The following is a 21103-nucleotide window of genomic DNA, read 5'->3' on the forward strand; positions in this document are numbered from 1 at the left end:
TCGCGCCGCTCCTCGAAGAAGGTGCCGGAGCCGAGATAGCCGGTGACGCGGCCGGTCGCGTTCTCGACCACCACCGCCGCCAGATTGCTGGTCGCGTCCAGCCCGTGCAGCGACCGGTCGGCCAGATCCTCCAGCCCGGCCTGCAGCCGGCCGTCGATGGTGCTGCGGTAGATCTCGCGGCCGCGATCCTCCGCCAGCAGCCGTTCGGCCAGGTGCGGCGCCCGGAACGGCAGCGACTGGCGCAGCGTCGGCGTCGGCTGCTCCGTCGCCTCCTGCGCCGCCTGGGGGTCGAGCGCGCCGGCACCGGCGACCCGCAGCAGCACCCGGTCGCGCGCCAGGCGGGCCGCCTTGGGGAAGCGGTCGGGCCGCAGCCGGGTCGGCGATTGCGGCAACGCCACCAGCAGCGCCGCCTCACCCGGGGTCAGCAGCTTCGGCTCCTTGCCGAAATAGGCCAGCGAGGCGGCGCGCACGCCTTCGAGATTGCCGCCGAACGGGGCCAGGGTCAGGTAGATGCCGAGGATCTCGTCCTTGGAATAATGCGCCTCGAGCTGCAGCGCCCGCGCCATCTCGATCAGCTTTGAGCCGAAGGTGCGCGGCCGCGGCTCCAGCAGCCGCACGGTCTGCATGGTCAGGGTCGAGGCGCCGGAGACGACGCCGCGATGGCGGATCATCTGGCCGAAGGCCCGCGCCGTCGCCAGCGGGTCGACGCCGAAATGGGACCGGAAGTGCCGGTCCTCATAAGCCTGCAGCAAAGTGAGGTAGAGCGGCGAGACATCGTCGACCGTCGCCTTCAGCCGCCAGGTGCCGTCCTGCGCGGTGAAGGCGCGCAGCAGGTTGCCGTCCTTGTCGAGCACGACGGCGGAGCGGTCGAGATAGCGGTCGAGCACGGGGGGATAGCGGGCGTCGAGCCAGAAAGCGGCGCCCACGACCAGCCCGGCCAGGACCAGCCCCGCCGCCGTTCCGATCGCGATCCGCCGCCAGAGTCCCCGCATGCCGCCCATCCGCATTCCCCCGCCGCCATTCTAGCGCAGTGCGTGGCGGTTTGATGGCTCGCCGCACGTGAAGATGGCCGGATCGGTGGCCCCAGCGCCTGCGCGACCTTGAATCTCGGCGGCCGGCAGTGCCAGGATTCCAACCGGGACCGGCGATGCCGCGGAGGGTTCGATGAGGCTGTTCCGGCGCAAGCCGATTCTCGACGCCGAGATCGCGGAATGGCATCTCGGCAATTTCGCCTGGCTGGTCGAAAGCTTCCACAATCATCGGGACTTTTCACAGACGCAGCTGATCCTGCCGGGTCCCGGCTTCTTCCTGACCGACGGCGAGACCGGGCATGCCCTGGCGGAACGGCTGTTCGACCAGGTCAAAACCTATTGCGGCTTTGCCCAATCCAACCTCCGCCTCATGCCCGACGATGGCGCGCCGCAGCAGGCAGGGGCGCCGGCTTTCGGCGGGGTCGTGCACGGCAAGCACGCGATCGGAACCTATGGGCCGGGCGACGGGAACCTGGCGGAGATCAGCTACGCCCCCCGCCTGCTCGCCGACCCGCAGGCCCTGATCGCGACCTATGCCCATGAACTCGCCCACCATCTGCTGGCCGCCGGCACGCTGCACCCGCCCCCGGCGGACGATGACGAAATCGAGCCGTTGACCGACCTCACCGCGGTCTATCTCGGCTTCGGGGTGTTCCTCGCCAACAGCGCCTTCAGCTTCGGCCAGTTCAACGACGGCATGATGCAGGGCTGGCGGTCCGCGCGGCAGGGCTATCTGCCGGAGCGCGACCTGGTCTTCGCGATCGCGATCTTCCTGGCCGTCCAGCGGGCCGATGCGGCCCCGGCGATCAAGCACCTCAAGCCCCATCTCGGCGACCTGCTGCGGAAGGCGCTGCGCGACCTTGAGGATCATGAGGCTCGCATCGCCGTGATCCGGGCGTCGGTCCTGCCCTCAGGCATCATGCCACCGGGGGTCGACCAGATTCCGACACCGTGATCGACGCCATCGGCCGCGGACCGGCAGGCCTCATTGCCGCAGGCAATCTGTCGCAGATGTAAGTTTGTTTCCGAACATTGCCGGTCTATGAGGACGTCCCGCCTGCCGTCCCGGCCGGGACGACGACGCCATCGCGAGACATGCCTCCGCTGGCGCCGCGAGTCTGCGCTGGGCGGGGCACCGATGCGTCCGGAGCCTCTCCCTGAGCACGATCTCCGCCCCGGCCCTGGACATCGGGGCACCTTCGGCCGAACGGGCCGTCGGCCGCCTGGCGCTCGGCATCATCCTCGCCTTCGCCCTGTCGCGCGCGGCCATCGCACTGGTGATGATCCACGGCGGCTTCGGCGTCGCCGATCTGGCCTGCCACTGGGACTGCAACTGGTATCTCGGCATCGCCGAGCACGGCTATGCGCTGGCGCCGATCCAGGGCAGCGGCAAGGCGAACTGGGCGTTCTTCCCCCTCTACCCCCTGGCGATCCGGGCCGTGTCCTGGACCACGGGGCTGGGCGCGATGGCCGCGGCCCTGCTGGTCTCGAACCTCGCCATCCTGGTCGGCACCTGGTGCGGCGCGCGCTATCTGCAACGCACCCGGCCGGGGGCGCCGGTCGGCTGGTTCGTGGTGTTCTGCGCCGCCGGCCCCTACGCCTTCTACTTCACCATCGACTACACCGAGGCGCTGTTCTTCGCCCTCGCCTGCCTGTCGATGCTGTCCTGGCGGCAGGACCGTCCGGTCCGGGCGGCGATCGTGGCGGCGCTGCTGTCCGCCACCCGCGCCGTCGGCGTGTTCCTGGTGCTGGCCTTCTTCGCCGATCTGGTCCGACGCTTCGGCCGCCGGGTCATCCCGGCCTGCCTGGGCGACAGCCGGATCCTGCTGGCCCTGCTGGTCAGCCCGCTCGGCCTGTTTCTCTACATGGGATTCCTGCACGGGCAGGTCGGGGACGGTTTCGCCTTCAGCCATGTCCAGGCCGGCTGGGGCCATACCTTCGCCGAACCGTTCGGCCGGATCGCCAAGGCCCTGGTGACGCCCGACCTCGACAACATCATCGGCCTGGGCCGCCGCAGCCTGACCTGGAATGCGATCTGGGCGGTGCTGGGCCTGGCCATGATCGGCTGGCTGGCAGCCCGGCGCCGTTTCGACGAGGCCGTGTTCGCCGCCTGCTGCCTGGGCATCCCGCTGACCACCGGCCTGACCTCGATCCCGCGCTACCTCGTCGGCTGCCCGGTCTTCGCCTTCGTGCTGACCGACGGGCTGAACGCGATCGGCCGGCGCCGGCTGTTGCTGCCGCTGGTCGCCATCGCCCTGGCCTTCAACCTTTGGCTGGTGTGGGAGTGGCTGAACGATGCCCAGTTCCTTGTCTAGCAATCTCCTGCGCTACGGCCTGTGCGCCGTCGTGGCGGCGGTCGAGCTGGCGGTGCTGGTTCTGGCCTTCCGGCCCAGCGTGTCGCCGGCCTATGCCGCCTTCTTCATCGAGCGGAAGACCGATTGCTACATCGCCGAGGCGGCGATTCCGCCGTTTCCGATCGGCACGACCATCGACCTGTCCGACGGTAACATCGACGCCCGCTGCCCGCTGCTGTCCGCCGGTTGGAAGGAGACGGATGAGGGGTTGGTCAAGGCCAAGGCCGAAACGGCCGAGCTGCGCTTCCACCTCCCCGGCCGGCCATCCTCCGGGCTGGTCCTGACGGCAACCGGTCTCAGCCAGGCCCGGTCGGACGGGCCGCAGCCGGTCGACCTGCTGGTCGGCGGCGAAACCATCGGCACGTTGATCCTGACCAAGACCGGCAACGAGAGCCGGATCGTGATTCCGGAGCGGCTGGCGAACGGCCCGGACCTGCTGGTCCGCCTGGTGCCGGGCCAGCACCGCGATTCGGCGGATGGCCGCCCCGGACGGCCCTGGCCGCGGCTGGCGCTCGGGCTGACCGCGCTGCGGCTGGACCCGTTGGAGACGGCCGAGGCCGCGCCGCCATAGGCATCAAGCCGCGGGTCACTGCGGTTCGGGAATGCTCAGCGGCCCGCAATTGTCGTCGGCGACGAAGGTCGCCAGGATCTGCGCCGGCTCGGTCGCGCTGGCATTCTCGGCGAACAGATGCAGCTTCCCCGGCGGCTCGAACCAGGTCGTGCCCGGGCCGAAAGTACCCGGTGGCCCGCCGGCCAGCTGGGACCGGACCGTGCCCTTGATGACGAAGGCGGTGACCGAGCCGGGATGGCGGTGCGCCGGTGTGTAGCCCCCGGGCGGGAAGTCGACCGTGGCGGTGGTGATCGACTTGCCCGGCACGTTCGGCAGCGCCTCGCAGGCCACCGGCCTGACCACCGTCCCCGGCCGCCCCTGGGCGTCGGCGCCGGAGGACATGGCCATCCCAGACATCATCTCCATCGCAGCGGCCGGAGCGGCCGGTCTTTGCAGGGGCCCCCCCAGCTGCGTCGCCGCCACGGCGGCGAGGGCCACAACGCCGGCGCCGCCCATCAGGAGGATGAGCATGTGCCGGGGCAGCGGATCGGGCCGGAAGGCTGTCATGATGCGGTCTCCCGATCAGGCCGGCAGCCGGAAGCCGGCATCCCAGTCCAGCTCGCGCACCGCCTTGTCGATCGCGACGGTGCCGCCGGGTTCGGCGATGTTGAAGATCCCCGCCGCGCCGTGATCCACCGCCAGCAGCGCCGCCTGCGCCGCGGCGTCGACATGCACGCCACCCGGGCCCTTCGCCGCCGCCGTCCCGGCACCGGGACCGTAGAGCGGGCCGTAGCGCAGCACGATGCCCCGCAGCGGCGGCGTGTGCAGCACCTGGGTCTCCAGCGCCACGACGCCGTCGACGCTGACCCGGCGCGCGGCGTCGGCCGGGCGGTCGAGCGGGTGGTCTTCGGCATAGGGCGGCGTGCCGGGCGCGTAGATCCAGGCGATGCTCTGCGCGATCAGGCGGGTGGCTCCCGCCTCGCGCGCCGCGGCGACCAGGTTGCGGGTGCCTTCGCTGCGGATGCGGGCGTTGCGCGGGATGCTGTCGGCCATGCGCGCCGGGTCGAGGCCGGGCGGCAGGTCGGTCAGCTGGTGGATCACCACCTGCGGCCGGGCGGCGATGACGGCACGGGACAGCGCCGCGGCGTCGAACACGTCGACCACCATCGGTTCGGCCCCGAGCTGGCGCAGCGTCTCGGCCTTCGCCGCATCACGGGTGGTGCCGAACACCTCGTGCCCGGCCGCGCGCAGCAGGGGCACGAGGCGGCGGCCGATGGCGCCGGACGCGCCGGCGAGGAAGATCCTGGAAGACATGGCGATGATTCCTGGTTCGATGGGGACCGGGCGTCAGGACAGCGGCTGGCCGAAGCGCAGCGCCGTGGCGAGCAGCCCGTTGCGGTAATAGAAGCGGTGGCCCAGCACGTTGGTCAGCGGGGTGTCGAGCACCAGCCGGGCGCAGCCCAGCGCCCGCCCCTCCTCCACCAGCCGGGCCATCAGCCGGGCACCGTTGCCGGCGCTGCGCTCGGCCTCGTCGGTGACGAGGTCGTCGACATAGAGGAATTGGCCGTAGACGAGGTTCTCCTGCACCCGGAAGCCGGCCAGCGCCACCGGCCGGCCGTCGCGATAGAGCGCCAGCAGGCGATAGCCGGACGCGACCTGGCGGTGCCAGCGCGACACGAACGCCGTCTCCGACTCCAGATGCGGCCGCAGCTGCCGCATCAGCGGCCAGCAAGCAGAGGCACCGGCTTCGTCCTCGACGGGGCGGATATCCGCTGGGGAGAGATCGATTGGGTCCTGGCTGGCCGACATCGCGATGGCCCTTTCCAAAGCCGCAGGTTAGTATCAGAGCACGAACAATATATAAGAGCTCTGATATCATGGTCAAGGGACCGGCCGTGCCCCGCCTGGGCGAGGGCAAGCGTGGCGAGGAAGGGTATTTCGGCTATCTGCTGCGCCAGGCCGGCGGCGCCTATCGCCTGCGGATGGAACGCGCGCTGGCCGACCTGGCGGTGACGCCGCCGCAATTCGCGGTGCTGACCATGCTGGTGGCCTATCCCGGCCTGTCCGGCGCCGATCTGGCCCGGCTGGCGCTGCTGACGCCGCAGACCGTCAGCGTCATCGTCGCCAATCTGGAGAAGGCCGGGTCGGTGGTGCGGCAGCCGCATCCGGTGCATGGCCGGATCCAGACCCTGGAGGTCACCGAAGGCGGCAAGGCGCTGCTGGCGCAGTGCCGCGAGCGGGTGCTGCGCCTGGAGGCCCAACTGGCCGCCGGCCTGAGTGCGGAGGAAGAGAAGCTCATCCGCCGCTGGCTGGTGGCCGTCGCGGCGGAGGGTGAGGGCGCCTAGGCGGCTGCGCCGCCGTCACGTCGACTGGTGCGTCAGCCGGGCGCGGAGATAGCCCACCGCCATCACCAGCAGCAGGATGCCGCCCCAGATGGCCAGCGTCAGATGGGTGCTGAAGCCGAGCAGGTTGAAGCCGCTGGAGATGGCCTGGAGGATGATCAGCGCCAGCACGAGGCCGCCGACCTTGCCGAAGCCGCCGAACGGGTCGGTGCCGCCCAGCACCGCCGCCAGGATGGTGACCAGCAGGTAGCTTTCACCGTAGCTGGCATTGGCCGAGTTGAACCGCGCCATCAGCACCAGCCCGGCGACGCCGCACAGCAGGCCGGACAGGGTGTAGGTCCACAGGAGCATCCGTTTGGTGTCGACGCCGGAGAACCGCGTCGCCTGCTCATTCGACCCGATCAGGTACAGGTTCACGCCGAACGGCGTGCGGTTCAGCAGCAGCGCCACCGGCAGGGCGCACAGGGCGAAGACGAACAGCGGCATCGGCACCGGCCCGACCATGCCGTTGCCGAGGAAGAGAATCCCGTCCGGGAAGCCGCCGATGACGTTGCCGCGGGTGAAGCCGATGGCCAGGCCCTTGAACAGGATCATGGTGCCGAGCGTGGCCAGGATCGGCGAGACGCCGAAATAGGCGATGATCACGCCGTTGACCACGCCGCAGATCGACGCCACCACCAGCCCGGCCAGGATGGCGAGCAGGATGCCACCCAGCCCGGCATCGACGCCGCCATACTGGGTCATGATCCAGCCCATCACCAGGGCGGCGCAGTTGGCGGTGGAGATGACCGAGAGGTTCAGCCCGCCGCAGACCAGGGTGATCATCATCGCCAGCGCCAGCACGCCGAGCTCCGGCAGCTGGAAGCCGATCGACTGCAGGTTGGCGGCGGACAGGAAGCGGTCGCCGACCATCAGCGAAAACACCAGGACCACTGCGACCAGCAGGATCGACAGCCCTGTAAGGACCGGGTCGATGCGCAGGCGTCGACGGGTGGAGGGCAAACTCGGCTCAGACGCCATTGGACTAGAGGGGGCCACGGCTCTTCCTCCTGGTCTTCATGCGGTCGCTCAGCGCGGTGATGCAGACGCTGACCAGGATCACCAGGCCGGTGCAGACCTGGGTCCAGTAGGATGAGACGCCGATCATGATCAGCCCGTTCTGCAGGATGGCGAGCAGCGCGATACCAAGCACCGTGCCCAGCACCGTGCCGACCCCGCCCAACAGGCTGGCGCCGCCCAGCACCACGGCGGCGAGCACGTCGAGTTCGCGCCCCACCAGCACGTTCGGCGCCACCTGCTGCTGCAGCTGGGCGTGGATGATGGCGGCGACGCCGGCCATCATGCCGAGATAGCCGAACACGAAGAGATGCAGCCGGAACACGCCGAAGCCGAGCCGCTTCGCCGCCTCCGGATTGCCGCCCAGGGCATAGATCTGCCGGCCGATCGCGGTCTGGTTCAGCAGCGCCCAGGTGGCCAGCAGCGACAGCACCAGGGCCAGCATCTGGATGGTGAAGCGGAACGACCCGCCATCCGGCAACGGCAGCTGGAACAGGATGCCTTTGAAGAAGTATGGCGGCAGGTTGAAGATCTGCTTACCGCGCGAGAAGAACATCAAGAGGCCGAAGAACAGGTTCATCGTCGCGATGGTGACGATGATCGACGACGCCCTGAACTTCGAGACGATCACGGCATTGACCAGGCCAAGCCCGAGGCCGACGGCCATCGCCACGGCGAAGATGATCGCCCAGTCCAGCACCGGGATGCCGATGCCGGGCTTGCCGACGATATTGAGGGCGAACAGCGTGGCGAGGTACTGCGCCACCATGGTGGTGGCGGCGAAGGAGATGTCGATGTTGCCGGAGATCAGCACCACCAGCAGCCCTGCCGCCAGCACGCCGGTCACGGCGTAGGAATTGGCCAGGTTGGAAAAGTTCGACAGGGTCAGGAAGTTCGGCGTGGCGATGCCGAGCCCGACGACCGCCGCCAGGATCACCACCACGAGGTAGAATTCCGTCCGCCGAACCAGGCGGCCGAACAGCGGGGACCGGGTCGCCGGCAGGGTCACGGTGCTATCCATTCACGCTCTGCCTCAACTCGGCCTCCGAGGTCTGGTGCGGCCGGTATTCCCCGGCGATCCGCCCCTGCCGCATCACCAGGATGCGGTGGCAGTGGTACAGCACCTCCGGAATCTCGTCGGAGATCATGATGACGGCCATGCCCTCGGCCGCCAGGCGCTTCACCACCTCGTAGATCCCGTCCTTGTTGGCGATGTCGACGCCGACGGTCGGGCTGTCGAGGATCAGCACCTTGGGCTTGGTCGCGATCCATTTCGCCAGCACCACGCGCTGCTGGTTGCCGCCCGACAGGGTGCGCACCGCATTCTCCGGGTCCGACACCTTGATGTTGAGCGACCGGATCGCGCCCTGCACCTGGTCGTTCGCCGCCCGCCGCCGGATCAGGCCGAAGCCGGAGGTCAGCCGGTCGAGGATGGTGACGGTGGCGTTGCGCGCGATCGACTGCGGCAGCACCAGGCCGAGGGTCAGCCGGTCTTCCGAGACATAGGCGATGCCCTGGCGGATGGCCTGTTTCGGCGAGCCCGTTCGTACTGTCTGGCCGTCGACCTTGATCTCGCCGGCATCGGCCGGGTTCATGCCGAACAGCGACAGCGCCATCTCGGTCCGGCCGGAGCCGAGCAACCCGGTGATGCCCAGGATCTCGCCGCGATGCACGGTGAAGCCGATATCGGCGAATTCCCCCGCCTTGCTGAGCCCGGCCACCTCGAGCACCGGTTCGGCCCGGGTCGCACTGTGGTCCAGCACGTCGTAGTGGAATTCCTTGCCGGTCATCAGGAACGCCATGCGCCCGGCATCGATCTCCGCCGCCGGCCAGGTGCCGACCTTGCGGCCGTCGCGTATCACGGTGACCCGGTCGGCGACCTCCATCACCTCATCCAGGCGATGGCTGACGAACAGGGTGGAGATGCCATGCGCCTTGAGGTCGAGCACCAGCCGCAGCAGGGCGTCGACCTCGGTTCGGGTCAGGGACGCCGTCGGCTCGTCCATGATCACCAGCTTGGCGTCGGCGGCCAGGGCCCGGCAGATCGCGACCAGCTGACGGCTGGCGATGTTGAGGGTGCCGACCAGGGCATCGGGGTCGAGCCGGACGCCGATCCGCGCCATCGCCCCGCGGGCCGATTCGCGGATCGCGGCCCAGCGCGCCGGGCCGAAGGAGCGGCCGACATGGTGGCCGATGCCGATATTCTCGGCCACGGTCAGGTTCGGGAACAGCGACAGGTCCTGGTAGATCACCTGGATGCCGCGGCGGACCGATTCGACCGGGTTCAGATGCGTCGCCGCCTCGCCGCCGATGGCGATGCGGCCGCCCGGTTCCGGCGCCAGAACCCCGGCGATGATCTTGATCAGGGTGCTCTTGCCGCAGCCGTTTTCGCCGACCAGGCAATGCACCTCGCCGGCGGCAAGGTCAAAATCGACCTCACGCAGGGCATGCACGCCGCCGAAGCGCTTGCCGATGCCCTGGAGGTCGAGGAACAGATCCGTCATGCGGATGGGGCCCTGCCTTGAAATCTCCCCCTCCCGCACGGGGAGGGGGAGAGTGATTGAGACGGAGCCGGTGCGGCGGTCAGAGGCCGGCGTCGACCAGCTTGTCCACCGAATCCTTGTTGATGTGCAGGATCAGGTTGGCGCGGATGTTGTGCGATGGCGCGTCCACCGCAACCTTGCCGACGCCCGGGATTTCCATGCCGTCGGTGATCGGCTTCTTGTCGAGCACCAGCTTGGCCACCGCCATCATGGCGTAGCCGGCATCGATCGGGTTCCACAGGAAACATTCCTGGACGATGTCGTCCATGATCAGCGCCCTGCCCGGGCTGGGCAGGCAGGTGCCCACGATCGAGACCTTGCCCTGCATGCCGCGCTCACGCACCGCATTGCCGGCGCCGATCGGGCCGTTCGAGCCGAGGCCCATGATGCCCTTCAGGTTCGGATAGGCGGTGATGGCGTCCATCGCCACCTTGTAGGAGCTGTCGACCTCATCGGCGCCGGGGAAGCGGTCGGTGGCCAGCTTCATTTTCGGGTACTTCGCCTTCTGGTAGGCGATCGCCGCATCGGCCCACTGGTTGTGCAGCGGCGTGGTCAGCGTGCCGACCATGACGATGTACTCGCCCTCGCCGCCCATCGACTGGGCCAGCCTCTCCATCTGGACCTCGCCGAACTCCTTCGAATTGATGAGCTCGATGTTCCAGGTCTTGGTCTTCTGCTCCGGCGCCTCATGCGTGATGATCGGGATGCCGGCGGCGGCGGCGCGCTGCAGCACCGGCTCCATCACGTTGATGTCCAGCGGAATCAGCCCGATAGCGTCGACCTTGCGGGCGATCAGGTCCTCGACCAGCTTGACCTGCTGCGCCGGGTCGACAGTGTTCGGGCCGACCATCGAGGCGTTCAGCCCGAACTCCTCGCCGCCCTTCTGGATGCCCTGTTCCACCGCGTTGAACCAGGGGATGCCGGCGATCTTCACCACCGTCACCACCTCCGGCTTGTCGGCGGCAAAGGCGCTGCCGGCCAGCAGCATGGCGGCCAGGGGCAGCGCATATTTCAAAAGCGTCCGGGTCATGGTCGAGCCTCCCTATGGGTCTGTTCTGGTCCGGCAGAGTCGCCGGTTTTGATCGGACAAATGTTCGAGGCGAAGAACATTTGAAGTCAAGGGGGCTGCGTGCCCGCCGACGGGTGCAGGGCCGGCCGGTAGCCGGCGGCCAGGACGGCGACGCTGGGCAGCGGCGTCAGCAGCCGAACCTCGCCGCCCGCCGGGCGCGGCCGGGCGTCGCCATAGCCGGACAGGGCCCAGCGCCGCAGCGTGCCGCCCAGCACCAGCCAGGCACCGCCGGGATCGTCGGCCAGGCCGATCATCGCGCCGTCGGGCAGGTCCGCCACCGGATGGGGCACGGTGCGCTGGCCGCGGGTTGCGGGATCGACCCGGGCCGCATGCAGCACCCGGTCCATCGCATCGGCCCCGGGCCGCTTGGCCAGGCCGGCGGCGCGGGCCCAGGCGGTGCGGTAGGCGTTGTAGGCCTCGCGCCGGCATTCGGCGCAAGGCCGATGCCCGGCCGCCAGGGCTACCGCCTCGTCGAGGAAGAACAGCTCGGTCCAGCGATTCGGCGTCATCACCGGCCGCCACCGGCCCTTGAACGCCAGCCGGCAGCAGATCCAGCGCGTGGTCGACCACGGCCGGCGGATGCGGCCATCGCCATCGTGCAGCACGCCGCGATTGCCCAGCACGGTGCCGCGGGAGGGGTCGGCGACGATGGCGCCGAAGGCCGTGACGCGGTTGCAGTGGACCATGCAGCGATCATGGGCATGACCGTCATGCGGGGCCAATGGATTGCCACTATACCGACCAGTCGGTATAGTGGCCGCCATGAACAAGCCCGACACCAAGATCCGCATCCTGAGCGCCGCAGAGTCGATCGTGCTGGAGCGCGGCGTGTCTGCCCTGACGCTCGACGCGGTGGCCGAGGCGGCGGGCCTGAGCAAGGGCGGGCTGATCTACCATTTCGACAGCAAGGAGGCGCTGATCCGCGCCATGATTGCCCGGATCGGCACCTGCATGCAGGAGCGGATGGACCGCCTCTGCGCCAATGACGGCCGGCCGGGCACCTGGACCCGCGCCTATATCGACGCCGCCTTCCCGCCCGCCGGGACCGAAGACGACCGCGACGCGGTGCGGGGGGCGGCGCTGATTGCCGCCCTGGGCAACGACCCCGCTTTGCTGGCGCCTTACGCCGCGCAATATGCCGGCTGGGTCGAACAGCAGAAGGCCGACGGCATCGACCCGGTACTGTCCGCCATCATCCGCTTGGCCGCGGACGGGCTGTGGATGAACGAGGCCTTTGGCGTGCGCCCGGTGGACGGCGCCGACCGCGCGGCGGTGCTGCAGCGGCTGCGGGACCTGACCCGGCCGGACAAAGGCAGCGCCTGATCTTTCCAGACTTGAGGAGTGACGCACCATGGCTTGGGTGATCCTGATCATCGCCGGGCTGTTCGAAGTCGGCTGGGCCATCGGCCTGAAATACACCGAAGGCTTCAGCCGGCTGTGGCCGAGCCTGGGCACGGCGGCGGCGATGATCATCAGCCTGCTGCTGCTGGGCGTGGCGTTGAAGACCCTGCCGCTGGGCACCGCCTATGCGGTCTGGACCGGCGTCGGCGCGGTCGGCACGGCGCTGCTCGGCATCTACCTGTTCGGCGAATCGGGCGACGTCGCCCGCCTGGCCTGCATCGGCCTGATCGTCGCCGGCATCGTCGGCCTCAAGCTGGTCACCCCGCACTAAGAGTCTGTTTGATAATGCTACTGGCGCGGCCGTCTGGCGGTGGTTTCTGCGCTTCCGGTGCTCACGGACCCAAACGTCCGCTGCGCGCCGGTTCTCGAAACCACCGCCAGCCGACTCACACCACCGCGTTTCGCGTTGTTCTTGGGTCGGGAAGGCGCGGCCCTCAGGCCGCGGCCATGCTCTTCGGCGCCACCAGCTTGTAGCCGCGGCCGTAGACCGTTTCGATGAAGTCGTGGCCGCCGCTGGCGGTGACCAGCTTCTTGCGCAGCTTGCAGATGTGCACCTCGATCACCTTGTCGAACGGCATGCGGTTCGAGGCGCCGTAGACCGCGTCATACAGCGACGTCTTGCTGACCACCTTGCCGGATTGCAGCGCGAGGTGTCGGAAGATGGCGTTCTCGCGCCCGCTGAGGCGGATCGGCCGGCCGCCGATTTCCGGCTCGCGCCCGTCGAAATAGATGGTCATGCCGCCGACGGTGACCGAGGCGGCGGCATGGCCGAAGGAGCGGCGCTGGATCGCGGCGATGCGGGCCGCCAACTCGCGTGGGCTGACCGGGCGCTGCACCACGTCGTCACAGCCGGCCATCAGCAAATCGAGCGTGCGCTCGGTCGACCGGCCGTCCTGCAGCGCGATGATCGGGCTGTCGCAGCGGCCGGACCGCAGCGTCGCCACGATGCCCCGCGCCTCCGGGCAGACGCCGAGGATGATCGCGGGGGTTCCGCCGGGGCGCCCGTCACTGCGGCCGACCGGGACCAGGCCTTCGACCTCCTCGCGCGACGCCGGATAGCATTCCAGCCCGTTGCTGAAGAAGGAAGAGGCGAGGCTGGACCGGGCCGCGTCGTCAGGATCGTACAGGATCACCTGCATGCAAAGCTCCAGACGCCCTGTTGCTGGTGCGGGATATCGCAGGACGCGGTGAGGCTATGAGGCCGGCACAATGCTTGTCAAGGAATCATAGAATTCGAATCAAGTATTCGGAGATAGATAAAGTTTTATTGAATTGAATGCTTGCGACTGCTGTTGCGCTGGGGCACACAGGGAGGCAGTGGGGCAGGAGGGGTGCAATGCGGGTCGGGCCAGCGCTTCGCGCCGCCGCGGCGGCGCTGATCGGCTTGATGTGCCTGGTGCCGGCGACGGCCTCGGCACAGCGGCTGAAGGATCTGGTCGATGTCGAGGGTGTCAGGGCCAACCAGCTGGTCGGCTATGGCCTCGTCGTCGGCCTGAACGGCACCGGCGACCGGCTGCGCAACACCCCGTTCACGCAGCAGAGCCTGCAGAGCATGCTGGAACGGCTCGGCACCAGCGTGCGCGACCTCGACCTGCGCACCCGCAACGTGGCGGCGGTGATGGTGTCCGGCTCGCTGCCGGCTTTCGCCCGCCAGGGCGGCACCATCGACGTCAACGTCTCCTCGCTCGGCGATGCCACCAGCCTGTCCGGCGGCACCCTGATCGTGACCCCGATGCTGGGCGCCGACGGCCAGGTCTATGCCGTCGCCCAGGGGCCGGTGGTGGTTGGCGGCTTCAGTGCCTCCGGCCAGGCCGCCTCGGTCACCCAGGGGGTGCCGACCGCCGCGCGTATTGCCAGCGGCGCCATTGTCGAGCGCGAGGTCAGCTTCGACTTCGCCAGCATGGATACAGTCAAGCTGGCGCTGCGCACGCCGGACTTCACCACAGCGCGGCGGATCGAATCGGCGATCAACCGCAAGATCGGTGGCGGCGCCGCCAGGATGATCGACCCCGCCACGGTGCAGGTCACCTTGCCCGGCAACCGCCGCGGCGACGTCGCCGCGATGATGGCGGATATCGAGCTGCTGCCGATCCAGCCCGACACCCCGGCCCGGGTGGTGGTCGACGAACGCTCCGGCACCGTGGTGATTGGCGAGAATGTCCGGATCAGCCGCGTCGCCGTCTCCCAGGGCGGGCTGACCATCCAGGTGACGGAGGCGCCGCAGGTGTCGCAGCCGGCGCCCTTCGCCCGCCAGGGCCAGACGGTGGTGGTGCCGCGCACCGACATCCAGGCGCAGGAGGGCGATGGCGGCCTCGCCGTGATCGACGGGCCGGTGACGCTGCGCGAACTGGTGGCCGGGCTGAACGCGCTCGGGGTCAAGCCGCGCGACATGATCTCGATCCTGCAGGCGATCAAGGCCGCCGGCGCGCTGCATGCCGATCTGGAGGTGATCTGATGGATGCCCTCTCCGCCCTGTCCGCCATCGGCAATGCCGACACCGTGGCCGTGGACGCCCGCCGCCCGGTGCGGACCGAAGGCGACAAGGCGCACAAGGTCGCCGTCGATTTCGAGGCGATGATGCTGACCCAGAGTTTCGAGACGCTGTTCCAGGGCGTGAAGCCACCCTCCCTGACCGGCGGCGGTTTCGCCGAGGAGATGTGGCGCAACTTCCTGCTGTCGGAATATGCCCGCAGCGCGGCCGAGACCGGCAGCTTCGGCATCGCCCGCCAGGTCGAGGCCGACATCCGGCGGATGCAGGGCGAAGCGCCGGATATCGGCCCGGCCCCGAAGCCGGCGGAGCCGTCCCGTGGCTGAGCCGCCGCGCCGCCTGGCCGATCGCCTGGGCCGCTTCGACCGGCCCCGGCGGCGGCGTCCCGAGGCCGAGGCCGAAGCACCCGCGCCGCTGCCGCCGGAGCTCGACGCCTGGCTTTCGGCGATCGAGACGCTGGCCGCGCTGCTGGACGAAGAGGCCGAGGCCCTGATTGCCGGGCAGAGCGACAGGCTGCCCGATTTCATCCGCCGCAAGCATGAGGGCGAGGCGGTGGTGACCGAGGCGGCGCGGCGGGCCGCGGTGGCCGGCCTCGCCATCGCCAAGGCCTCGCCGCATGCCGATCGGGCCGCGGCGGCGATCGCCGCGCTGGAGCGGGCGGGGCAGCGCAATGCCGAGGCCCTGGCGGCGGCGCATGAGGCCGTGTCCTACGTCGCCGCCCTGGTGAAGAAGAGTCTGACCGAGGTCCGGGCCGAGGGCATGTATGGCCGCGCCGGCCAGGCCGTCGCCGGCCATGACCGGACGGTGGCGGGGTTGGACGAAGCCTATTGAGGACCGGCTGTCCGATCCTTGGGAACTTCTTAGGATTCGGACGGGCATGCTTGGGATGCGAGGGGCGAATCCTCGCCCCCGCCGTGCCAGAAGGCGCGACGACCGCGAAGCAAACGGAGCAGAAGCGACATGGCTTCCATCAACACCAACCTGCAGGCGATCACCGCGCTGCAGAGCCTGAGCTCGGTCCAGGCCAACCTGACCACCACCCAGAGCCGGATTTCCAGCGGACTCAAGGTGCAGGACGCGCGCGACAACGCCGCCTATTTCTCGCTGTCTTCGACGATGAAGGGCGATGCCGGCGTGCTGAACGCGGTGCGTGACAACCTCGCGGTGGTTGGCACCTCGGTCGGGACGGCGCGGGTCGGCGCGGAAACGATCCAGAAGTCGGCGCAGAAGATCGCCGAAAGCATCGCCGCCGCCACCGCCGACCAAGCGGTCGACAAGACCAAGTTCCAGGACGCGATCAAGGCCGAAGTCGCGAACATCAAGAACGTTCTCGACAACACCAGCTTCAACGGCCAGAACCTGCTGAAGTCCAACGCGGCCGTGACCGTGGTGACCGGCATCAGCCGGGAAGGCGCGACCTACGCCACCACCACCTTCACCTACAACCAGCAGGATCTGTCGGCGGTCTACACCGCCCTGTCGGCGATCGACGTGTCGACCGCGGCGGATCCGGCGGCGCTCGGCACGCTGCTGCAGACCGCCAACACGCAGCTGGCGACCGTGACCAACGCGGCGACGGCCCTGGGCAGCGCCCAGAACACCATCACCGGGACGCAGGACTTCGTCGGCAAGCTGGTCGACAACATCAATGCCGGCGTCGGTGCCATCGTCGATGCCGACATGAACCAGGAATCGGCCCGGCTACAGGCGCTGCAGGTGCAGGAACAGCTGGCGATGCAGTCGCTGTCGATCGCCAACAAGGCGCCGCAGAGCATCCTCACCCTGTTCCGCGGCTGAGGCTTTCGGGTCCGATCGAGACTGCGGAGGCGCCACCGATCCGGCGCCTCCCTTTTCGTGATCCGGGACAGGAGATCCGATGAGCATCGCGGCCTATACCCAGACCATCAAGGAAACCGAAGCGCCGCGCCAGATCGAACGGCGGGTCGTGGCACAGGTCACCATCGCCCTCGAGCGCCATGCCGCCGACGGCCCGGCCTCGCCGGCGTTCCGGGATGCGCTCTACGACAACCAGCGGCTGTGGGGCGCCTTCCGCGGCGACCTGATCGACGAGCAGAACGCGCTGCCGCCGGAGCTGCGGGCCGGGCTGATCTCGCTCTCCTTCTGGGTCGACCGGCACACCGCCCAGGTGCTGGAGGGCCAGGGCACGGCCGCGGCGCTGGTCGACGTCAACCGCAAGATCCTCGCCGGGCTGCGCGGCTGAAAGGGGCGCCATGCCGCTCAAGCTCAAGCTGCGCCCGAACGAGCGCGTCGTCATCAATGGCTGCGTCCTGCGCAACGAGGACCGGCAGACGGTGCTGACCGTCGGCAATTTCGCGCAGATCCTGCGCGAGAAGGACATCCTGCAGCCGGAGCAGGCGACGACGCCGGGTCGCGCCGCCTATTTCCGCATCCAGCTGCTGCTGCTCGGCGAAGGCGACGCCACGCTGCTGCAGACCGAGGCGGCGGCCGCGCTGGCCCGGCTGCATGCGGTGTTCGCGACGTCGCCGACCGTGCAGGGCAGGGTGCTGGATGCGGCGAATGCCCTGGCCGGCGGCGACCGGTACAAGGCGCTGGCAGCGCTGCGCGACGTCTTCGCCTATGAGGATGAGGTGCTCGGCCGCATCCCCGCCTGAGGAGATCGCTCCATGTCCACCCTGACCGACTACCAGCTGGTCCAGCGGACCTACGACCGGCAGGTCAAGCTGTTCAGCGCGCAGGCGATGAACCAGCGCGACATCGACTATTTCCGCAAGACGATCGCCACGGTGAAGACCGCCGACGATCTGATGAAGGACTATCGGCTCTACAGCTTCGTGATGAAGGCCTTCGGCCTCGGCGACCAGATCCCGTACCGCGCCCTGATCAAGCAGGTGGTCGAGGGCGGCACCAAGGACCCGCAATCGGTCGCCAGCCGGATGACCAACAAGACCTATGCCGATCTGGCGAATGCGATGCATCTGGCGAAGACCGACGCGGCCAAGCCCGGGCTGACCGATCCGAAAGAGATCGACGCCATGGTCAATCGCTTCGTCACCAGCGGCATCGAGACCGAGCAGGGCGAGAAGAATGTCGGCGTCCGGCTGGCGCTGTACTTCCAGCGCAAGGCGCCCACCATCACCAACTGGTACCAGGTGCTGGGCGACAAGGCGCTGTCGCAGGTGATCCGCACCGCCTTCCGCATCCCGGACGCGACCGCGTCGATCGACATCGACAAGCAGAAGGAGATGCTGGAGAAGCGCATGCCGATCGCGGATCTGCAGGACCCGAAGAAGCTCCAGTCGCTGCTGCAGCGCTTCACCATCTTCTATGACATGGACCAGGGCCAGGGCGCCACGCTGCCGCCGAACCTGCAACTGCTGCAGTCTTCCGATTCCTCGATCATCACCTTCGACCCGGCGACGATCATGGCCGCGACGCAGTTCCGGCCGCACTGAGGCAGCCGCTTCCGGTCACGCAATCATCCGGTCGTCCTCGCCATCCTCCGGGATGGTGATGACGCCGTCCTCGTTCAGCTGCTTGGCGACCTCCAGGATCTCGGCCTGGGCGGATTGGGCGTCGCGCAGGCGGATGTGGGCCAGGGTCGCGATCTCGTCGCGCAGGATGGCAGCGCCGCGGTCGCTCAGCGCCGCCAGGAAGGCATCGCGCAGCCCCTCCGACGCGCCCTTCAGCGCCACCGGCAGCAGGCGGCTGTCGGCGGCGCGGATCACCGCCTCCAGCGCGCGGGCGTCCAGCCGCACGAGATCCTCGAAGGTGAACATCAGCGACCGCACCCGCTCCATCTCCGTGCCGAAGCGCGGCTCCAGCGCGGCCATCATCTCTCCCAGCAGGTCGGACGCGGTGCGGTTGAAGATCTCGGCCAGGATGCGCGACGGGTCGGTGCGGCGGGCGCTGCCGGCGCCGAAGCCGGACATGAACTCGCCCTGCAGCGTCTCCTCGATCTGGGCCAGCACCTCGCGCGGCACCGTCTTCAGCGCGATCATCCGTTCGATCGCGGCCAGGCGCAGGGCAGGGGCCAGGGCCGAGACCACCTTGGCGGCATAGTCCGGGCGCAGCTTGGACAGGATCACGGCGATGGTCTGCGGCTGCTCCACCGCGAGATAGTCGACCAGCGCCCGTTCGTTGACGTTGGACAGCTTGTCCCAGGTGGTGCGGCCGGCGGGGCCGCGGATCTCATCCAGGATCTGGGCCACCCGCTCCTCCGGCAGGAAGCGGTTCAGCATGCGGGCGGCGGCGGACAGGCCGCCGGCCATGGAATCGCCGCGGGCGAGACGGCCGAGGAAATCCTGCACCGTCCAGGTCACCGTGTCCGGCGGCACCCGGCCCATCTCGGCCATGGCGCGGGTGACGACCGGCAGGTCTTCCTCGTCCAGCGCCGCCAGCATCTTGCCGCCGCGCTCATCGCCCAGCGCCAGGATCAGGATCGCGGCGCGGTGGGCGCCGGTCAGGGCGGTCGGGCTGGTCTTGGCGGCGGCGGTCATGGGCATCCTCACGAGCCGAGATAGGAACGGACCAGCGAGCTGGTGATCAGGTGCCAGCCATCGACCAGCACGAAGAACACCAGCTTTAGCGGCAGGCTGATCATGACCGGCGGCAGCATCATCATGCCCATCGACATCAGGATGGCCGACACCACGATGTCGATCACCAGGAAGGGGATGAACAGCAGGAAGCCGATCTCGAACGCCCGCCGCAGCTCGCTCAGCATGAAGGCGGGGATCAGGGTGCGCAGGCTGGGCCGTTCGACGGCGGCCGGCGTGGCTTGGGCCGGCGCCGGGGTCGCCGACCGGGCCGCGGATTTGCCTTCGAGGTCGCGGAAGAAGGCCAGATCCTTGTCGCGGACATTGGCCTCCATGAAGCCGCGGAACGGGTCGACGATGCGGTCGAACGCCTCTTCCTCGGAAATCTCCTGGTCGATCAGCGGCCGCAGCCCGTCTTCCCAGGACTGCTCGAACACCGGCTGCATGATGAAATAGGTCAGGAACATCGCCAGGCTGACCAGCACCATGTTCGGCGGCGTCTGCTGCAGACCCAGCGCGGAGCGCACCAGCGAGAACACGACGATCAGCCGGGTGAAGCAGGTGGTCATGATCAGCAGGCCGGGCGCGACCGACAGCACCGCGATCAGCGCCACCAGCTGGATCACCCGGCCGGACAGGCTGGCGCCCTGCGGCCCGAGGTCGATGCTGATGCTCTGCGCCGCCGCGACACCGGGCAGCAGGAGCAGCGGGAGGAGGAACAGGCCCAGCCTGGTCCGGCTCCACGGCTTGGGAGAAGGCATGGCAGAGGAGATCAAGCCGGGACCATCACGCCGAGGGATGGTGGACGATCTCGGACAGGGTGACGGCGAGCTGGCCGGTCTCGTCGAACACCATGATCTCACCGCGGGCGATGACCCGGCCATTGACCATGATCTCGACGGGGTCGTTGACCCGGCGGTCGAGCTCGACCACCCCGCCGCGGGCCAGTTTCATCAGCTGGTCGAGCCGCAGCGTGGCCCGGCCCAGCACCACCTGCACGGTCAGTGGCACGCCGTAGATCGCATGCTCGCCCTGGGCGGCAGCGGCGTCGGCCGGCGCCGGCGCGGCGTCATTCGGCTGCGTCATGGTCCAGATCCTTCAGCAATTGGTCGAGCACCGCCGCGATCCGGGCGGCGGTGCCGGTGGCATCCCAGTGCGCGCTGCCGCCGTTCCAGCGCGCCCTGACGGCACCAGGCAGCAGTGCCGCGTCGGCCGTGACGGTGAGGGCGAGGTCCTGCGGCGCTCCGTGCCCGGCGAAACGGTCGGTGAGGAGAGGCGCGATATCAGGGGCCGCGGTCACGGCCAGGGCCGGCCGCCCGGCCGCGGCCAGGATCGCCGCCTCGACCAGCCGCTCGGCCTGGGCGGCGGCGAAGCGCGGGGCCAGGTCCGATAGCAGGGCCTGCAGGGCGAAGACGATGGTCCGGGCGCCGGCGGCGGCGACGTCGGACAGGTCGGCGTGTAGCGTGCCATCCTGCTGCGCGACCGCGGCCAGGATGCCCTCCAGCGCGGCGGCGCAACGGGTCTCGTCTGCCGCCACAGCGGCAGCGCGGCCCTCGGCCTGGCCGGCGTAGCGGCCGGCGGCGTAGCCCTCGTCCCAGGCCTGGCGCCGGGCCCGGTCCTCGACCACGGCTGGCGGTACAGTCGCGTCCGGGGCCGGTTCGAAGCTGTGATCCCAGGTCAGGCGCCGCTGGCTCATGCCGGGGCGTCCTCGCGGATCAGGCTGCGCAGGATGGCGGCGGCCTCCTCCGGATA

27 protein-coding genes are annotated in these 21103 nt (G+C 69.2%); 13 read left to right on the forward strand and 14 right to left on the reverse strand.

The annotated features are described in order from the left end of the window. Positions 1-992: transglycosylase domain-containing protein (locus AC3XYG_RS25510; RefSeq protein ID WP_489142679.1), on the reverse strand; the 992-nt coding region annotated here is incomplete at its 3' end. A 172-nt stretch (positions 993-1164) separates the two neighbouring features. Between AC3XYG_RS25510 and AC3XYG_RS25515 the strand changes: the two genes are divergently transcribed. The 3 genes from AC3XYG_RS25515 to AC3XYG_RS25525 all read left to right on the forward strand — a co-directional run bounded on the left by AC3XYG_RS25515 (position 1165) and on the right by AC3XYG_RS25525 (position 3956). Continuing rightward, on the forward strand, positions 1165-1986 hold the full coding sequence (locus AC3XYG_RS25515) for a hypothetical protein (protein ID WP_489142680.1): 822 nt from the start codon (positions 1165-1167) through the stop codon (positions 1984-1986). 322 nt (positions 1987-2308) lie between these two features. Next, positions 2309-3346, forward strand: coding sequence for a putative hexosyltransferase (locus tag AC3XYG_RS25520; RefSeq protein WP_489142681.1), 1038 nt, complete (start codon positions 2309-2311; stop codon positions 3344-3346). Then, positions 3339-3956, forward strand: coding sequence for a hypothetical protein (locus AC3XYG_RS25525; RefSeq protein ID WP_489142682.1), 618 nt, complete (start codon positions 3339-3341; stop codon positions 3954-3956). Before AC3XYG_RS25520 ends, AC3XYG_RS25525 begins: the two co-directional genes overlap by 8 nt. Before the next feature lie 15 nt (positions 3957-3971). On the opposite strand, the gene AC3XYG_RS25530 is transcribed toward AC3XYG_RS25525, so the two are convergent. From AC3XYG_RS25530 to AC3XYG_RS25540, 3 genes are read right to left on the reverse strand one after another with little or no spacing between them, the layout of a single operon-like run. Next, a complete protein-coding gene (locus tag AC3XYG_RS25530) occupies positions 3972-4502 on the reverse strand; it encodes a cupin domain-containing protein (RefSeq protein WP_489142683.1) in 531 nt (176 codons plus the stop codon). Positions 4503-4517: 15 nt separating this feature from the next. Then, positions 4518-5249: an NAD-dependent epimerase/dehydratase family protein gene (locus AC3XYG_RS25535; RefSeq protein ID WP_489142684.1), complete on the reverse strand. Its 732-nt coding sequence runs from the start codon at positions 5247-5249 to the stop codon at positions 4518-4520. A gap of 33 nt (positions 5250-5282) precedes the next feature. Continuing rightward, entirely contained in the window at positions 5283-5612 is a 330-nt protein-coding gene (locus AC3XYG_RS25540; protein WP_489142685.1) for a GNAT family N-acetyltransferase, read from the reverse strand. Positions 5613-5812: 200 nt separating this feature from the next. On the opposite strand from AC3XYG_RS25540, the gene AC3XYG_RS25545 reads away from it, so the two are divergent. Beyond that, positions 5813-6280 (forward strand): MarR family winged helix-turn-helix transcriptional regulator, encoded by a 468-nt coding sequence (locus tag AC3XYG_RS25545; RefSeq protein WP_489142686.1) that lies wholly within the window; start codon positions 5813-5815, stop codon positions 6278-6280. A gap of 15 nt (positions 6281-6295) precedes the next feature. Here the strand turns inward: AC3XYG_RS25545 and AC3XYG_RS25550 are convergent, their stop codons facing one another. The 5 genes from AC3XYG_RS25550 to AC3XYG_RS25570 all read right to left on the reverse strand — a co-directional run bounded on the left by AC3XYG_RS25550 (position 6296) and on the right by AC3XYG_RS25570 (position 11631). Continuing rightward, positions 6296-7279, reverse strand: a complete 984-nt coding sequence (locus tag AC3XYG_RS25550) for an ABC transporter permease (RefSeq protein ID WP_489142687.1) — start codon at positions 7277-7279, stop codon at positions 6296-6298. A gap of 22 nt (positions 7280-7301) precedes the next feature. Then, a complete protein-coding gene (locus AC3XYG_RS25555; RefSeq protein WP_489142688.1) occupies positions 7302-8354 on the reverse strand; it encodes an ABC transporter permease in 1053 nt (350 codons plus the stop codon). Beyond that, positions 8347-9837, reverse strand: coding sequence for a sugar ABC transporter ATP-binding protein (locus AC3XYG_RS25560; RefSeq protein WP_489142689.1), 1491 nt, complete (start codon positions 9835-9837; stop codon positions 8347-8349). Before AC3XYG_RS25560 ends, AC3XYG_RS25555 begins: the two co-directional genes overlap by 8 nt. Before the next feature lie 79 nt (positions 9838-9916). Continuing rightward, complete coding sequence (locus AC3XYG_RS25565; RefSeq protein ID WP_489142690.1) at positions 9917-10906, reverse strand: substrate-binding domain-containing protein; 990 nt, start codon at positions 10904-10906, stop codon at positions 9917-9919. Positions 10907-10992: 86 nt separating this feature from the next. Continuing rightward, positions 10993-11631 carry a hypothetical protein gene (locus tag AC3XYG_RS25570; RefSeq protein WP_489142691.1) on the reverse strand — a complete coding sequence of 213 codons (639 nt, stop codon included), beginning with the start codon at positions 11629-11631 and terminating at the stop codon, positions 10993-10995. 76 nt (positions 11632-11707) lie between these two features. On the opposite strand from AC3XYG_RS25570, the gene AC3XYG_RS25575 reads away from it, so the two are divergent. Next, positions 11708-12268, forward strand: a complete 561-nt coding sequence (locus tag AC3XYG_RS25575) for a TetR/AcrR family transcriptional regulator (protein WP_489142692.1) — start codon at positions 11708-11710, stop codon at positions 12266-12268. Between the two features lie 28 nt (positions 12269-12296). Continuing rightward, on the forward strand, positions 12297-12617 hold the full coding sequence (gene sugE, locus AC3XYG_RS25580; protein WP_489142693.1) for a quaternary ammonium compound efflux SMR transporter SugE: 321 nt from the start codon (positions 12297-12299) through the stop codon (positions 12615-12617). A gap of 163 nt (positions 12618-12780) precedes the next feature. Here sugE and AC3XYG_RS25585 read toward each other — a convergent pair whose 3' ends face one another. Next, entirely contained in the window at positions 12781-13485 is a 705-nt protein-coding gene (locus AC3XYG_RS25585; protein WP_489142694.1) for a response regulator transcription factor, read from the reverse strand. A gap of 197 nt (positions 13486-13682) precedes the next feature. Here AC3XYG_RS25585 and AC3XYG_RS25590 point away from each other — a divergent pair, with 197 nt between their 5' ends. The 7 genes from AC3XYG_RS25590 (at position 13683) to AC3XYG_RS25620 (ending at position 18268) form a co-directional block, all read left to right on the forward strand. Next, the gene (locus AC3XYG_RS25590) at positions 13683-14801 is read left to right on the forward strand and encodes a flagellar basal body P-ring protein FlgI (RefSeq protein ID WP_489142695.1); all 1119 of its coding nucleotides are present in this window, start codon (positions 13683-13685) and stop codon (positions 14799-14801) included. Beyond that, positions 14801-15160 (forward strand): rod-binding protein, encoded by a 360-nt coding sequence (locus AC3XYG_RS25595; protein ID WP_489142696.1) that lies wholly within the window; start codon positions 14801-14803, stop codon positions 15158-15160. Before AC3XYG_RS25590 ends, AC3XYG_RS25595 begins: the two co-directional genes overlap by 1 nt. Then, complete coding sequence (locus AC3XYG_RS25600) at positions 15153-15665, forward strand: hypothetical protein (protein WP_489142697.1); 513 nt, start codon at positions 15153-15155, stop codon at positions 15663-15665. The genes AC3XYG_RS25595 and AC3XYG_RS25600 overlap by 8 nt, the downstream gene beginning before the upstream one ends. Before the next feature lie 129 nt (positions 15666-15794). Continuing rightward, positions 15795-16631, forward strand: coding sequence for a flagellin N-terminal helical domain-containing protein (locus tag AC3XYG_RS25605; protein WP_489142698.1), 837 nt, complete (start codon positions 15795-15797; stop codon positions 16629-16631). Between the two features lie 79 nt (positions 16632-16710). Next, entirely contained in the window at positions 16711-17055 is a 345-nt protein-coding gene (flaF, locus tag AC3XYG_RS25610; RefSeq protein ID WP_489142699.1) for a flagellar biosynthesis regulator FlaF, read from the forward strand. Positions 17056-17065: 10 nt separating this feature from the next. Further along, the gene (locus AC3XYG_RS25615; RefSeq protein WP_489142700.1) at positions 17066-17467 is read left to right on the forward strand and encodes a flagellar biosynthesis repressor FlbT; all 402 of its coding nucleotides are present in this window, start codon (positions 17066-17068) and stop codon (positions 17465-17467) included. Positions 17468-17479: 12 nt separating this feature from the next. After that, the gene (locus AC3XYG_RS25620) at positions 17480-18268 is read left to right on the forward strand and encodes a DUF1217 domain-containing protein (protein ID WP_489142701.1); all 789 of its coding nucleotides are present in this window, start codon (positions 17480-17482) and stop codon (positions 18266-18268) included. 15 nt (positions 18269-18283) lie between these two features. Here AC3XYG_RS25620 and AC3XYG_RS25625 read toward each other — a convergent pair whose 3' ends face one another. The 4 genes from AC3XYG_RS25625 to AC3XYG_RS25640 are packed head-to-tail and all read right to left on the reverse strand — an operon-like array spanning position 18284 to position 21047. Beyond that, a complete protein-coding gene (locus tag AC3XYG_RS25625) occupies positions 18284-19312 on the reverse strand; it encodes a flagellar motor switch protein FliG (protein ID WP_489142702.1) in 1029 nt (342 codons plus the stop codon). Between the two features lie 8 nt (positions 19313-19320). Then, positions 19321-20112, reverse strand: a complete 792-nt coding sequence (gene fliP / locus AC3XYG_RS25630) for a flagellar type III secretion system pore protein FliP (RefSeq protein WP_489142703.1) — start codon at positions 20110-20112, stop codon at positions 19321-19323. A 25-nt stretch (positions 20113-20137) separates the two neighbouring features. Then, on the reverse strand, positions 20138-20437 hold the full coding sequence (gene fliN / locus AC3XYG_RS25635) for a flagellar motor switch protein FliN (RefSeq protein ID WP_489142704.1): 300 nt from the start codon (positions 20435-20437) through the stop codon (positions 20138-20140). Next, positions 20421-21047 carry a FliH/SctL family protein gene (locus tag AC3XYG_RS25640; RefSeq protein WP_489142705.1) on the reverse strand — a complete coding sequence of 209 codons (627 nt, stop codon included), beginning with the start codon at positions 21045-21047 and terminating at the stop codon, positions 20421-20423. The genes fliN and AC3XYG_RS25640 overlap by 17 nt, the downstream gene beginning before the upstream one ends. Between the last annotated feature and the right edge of the window lie 56 nt (positions 21048-21103).

Source organism: Inquilinus sp. (assembly GCF_057815775.1).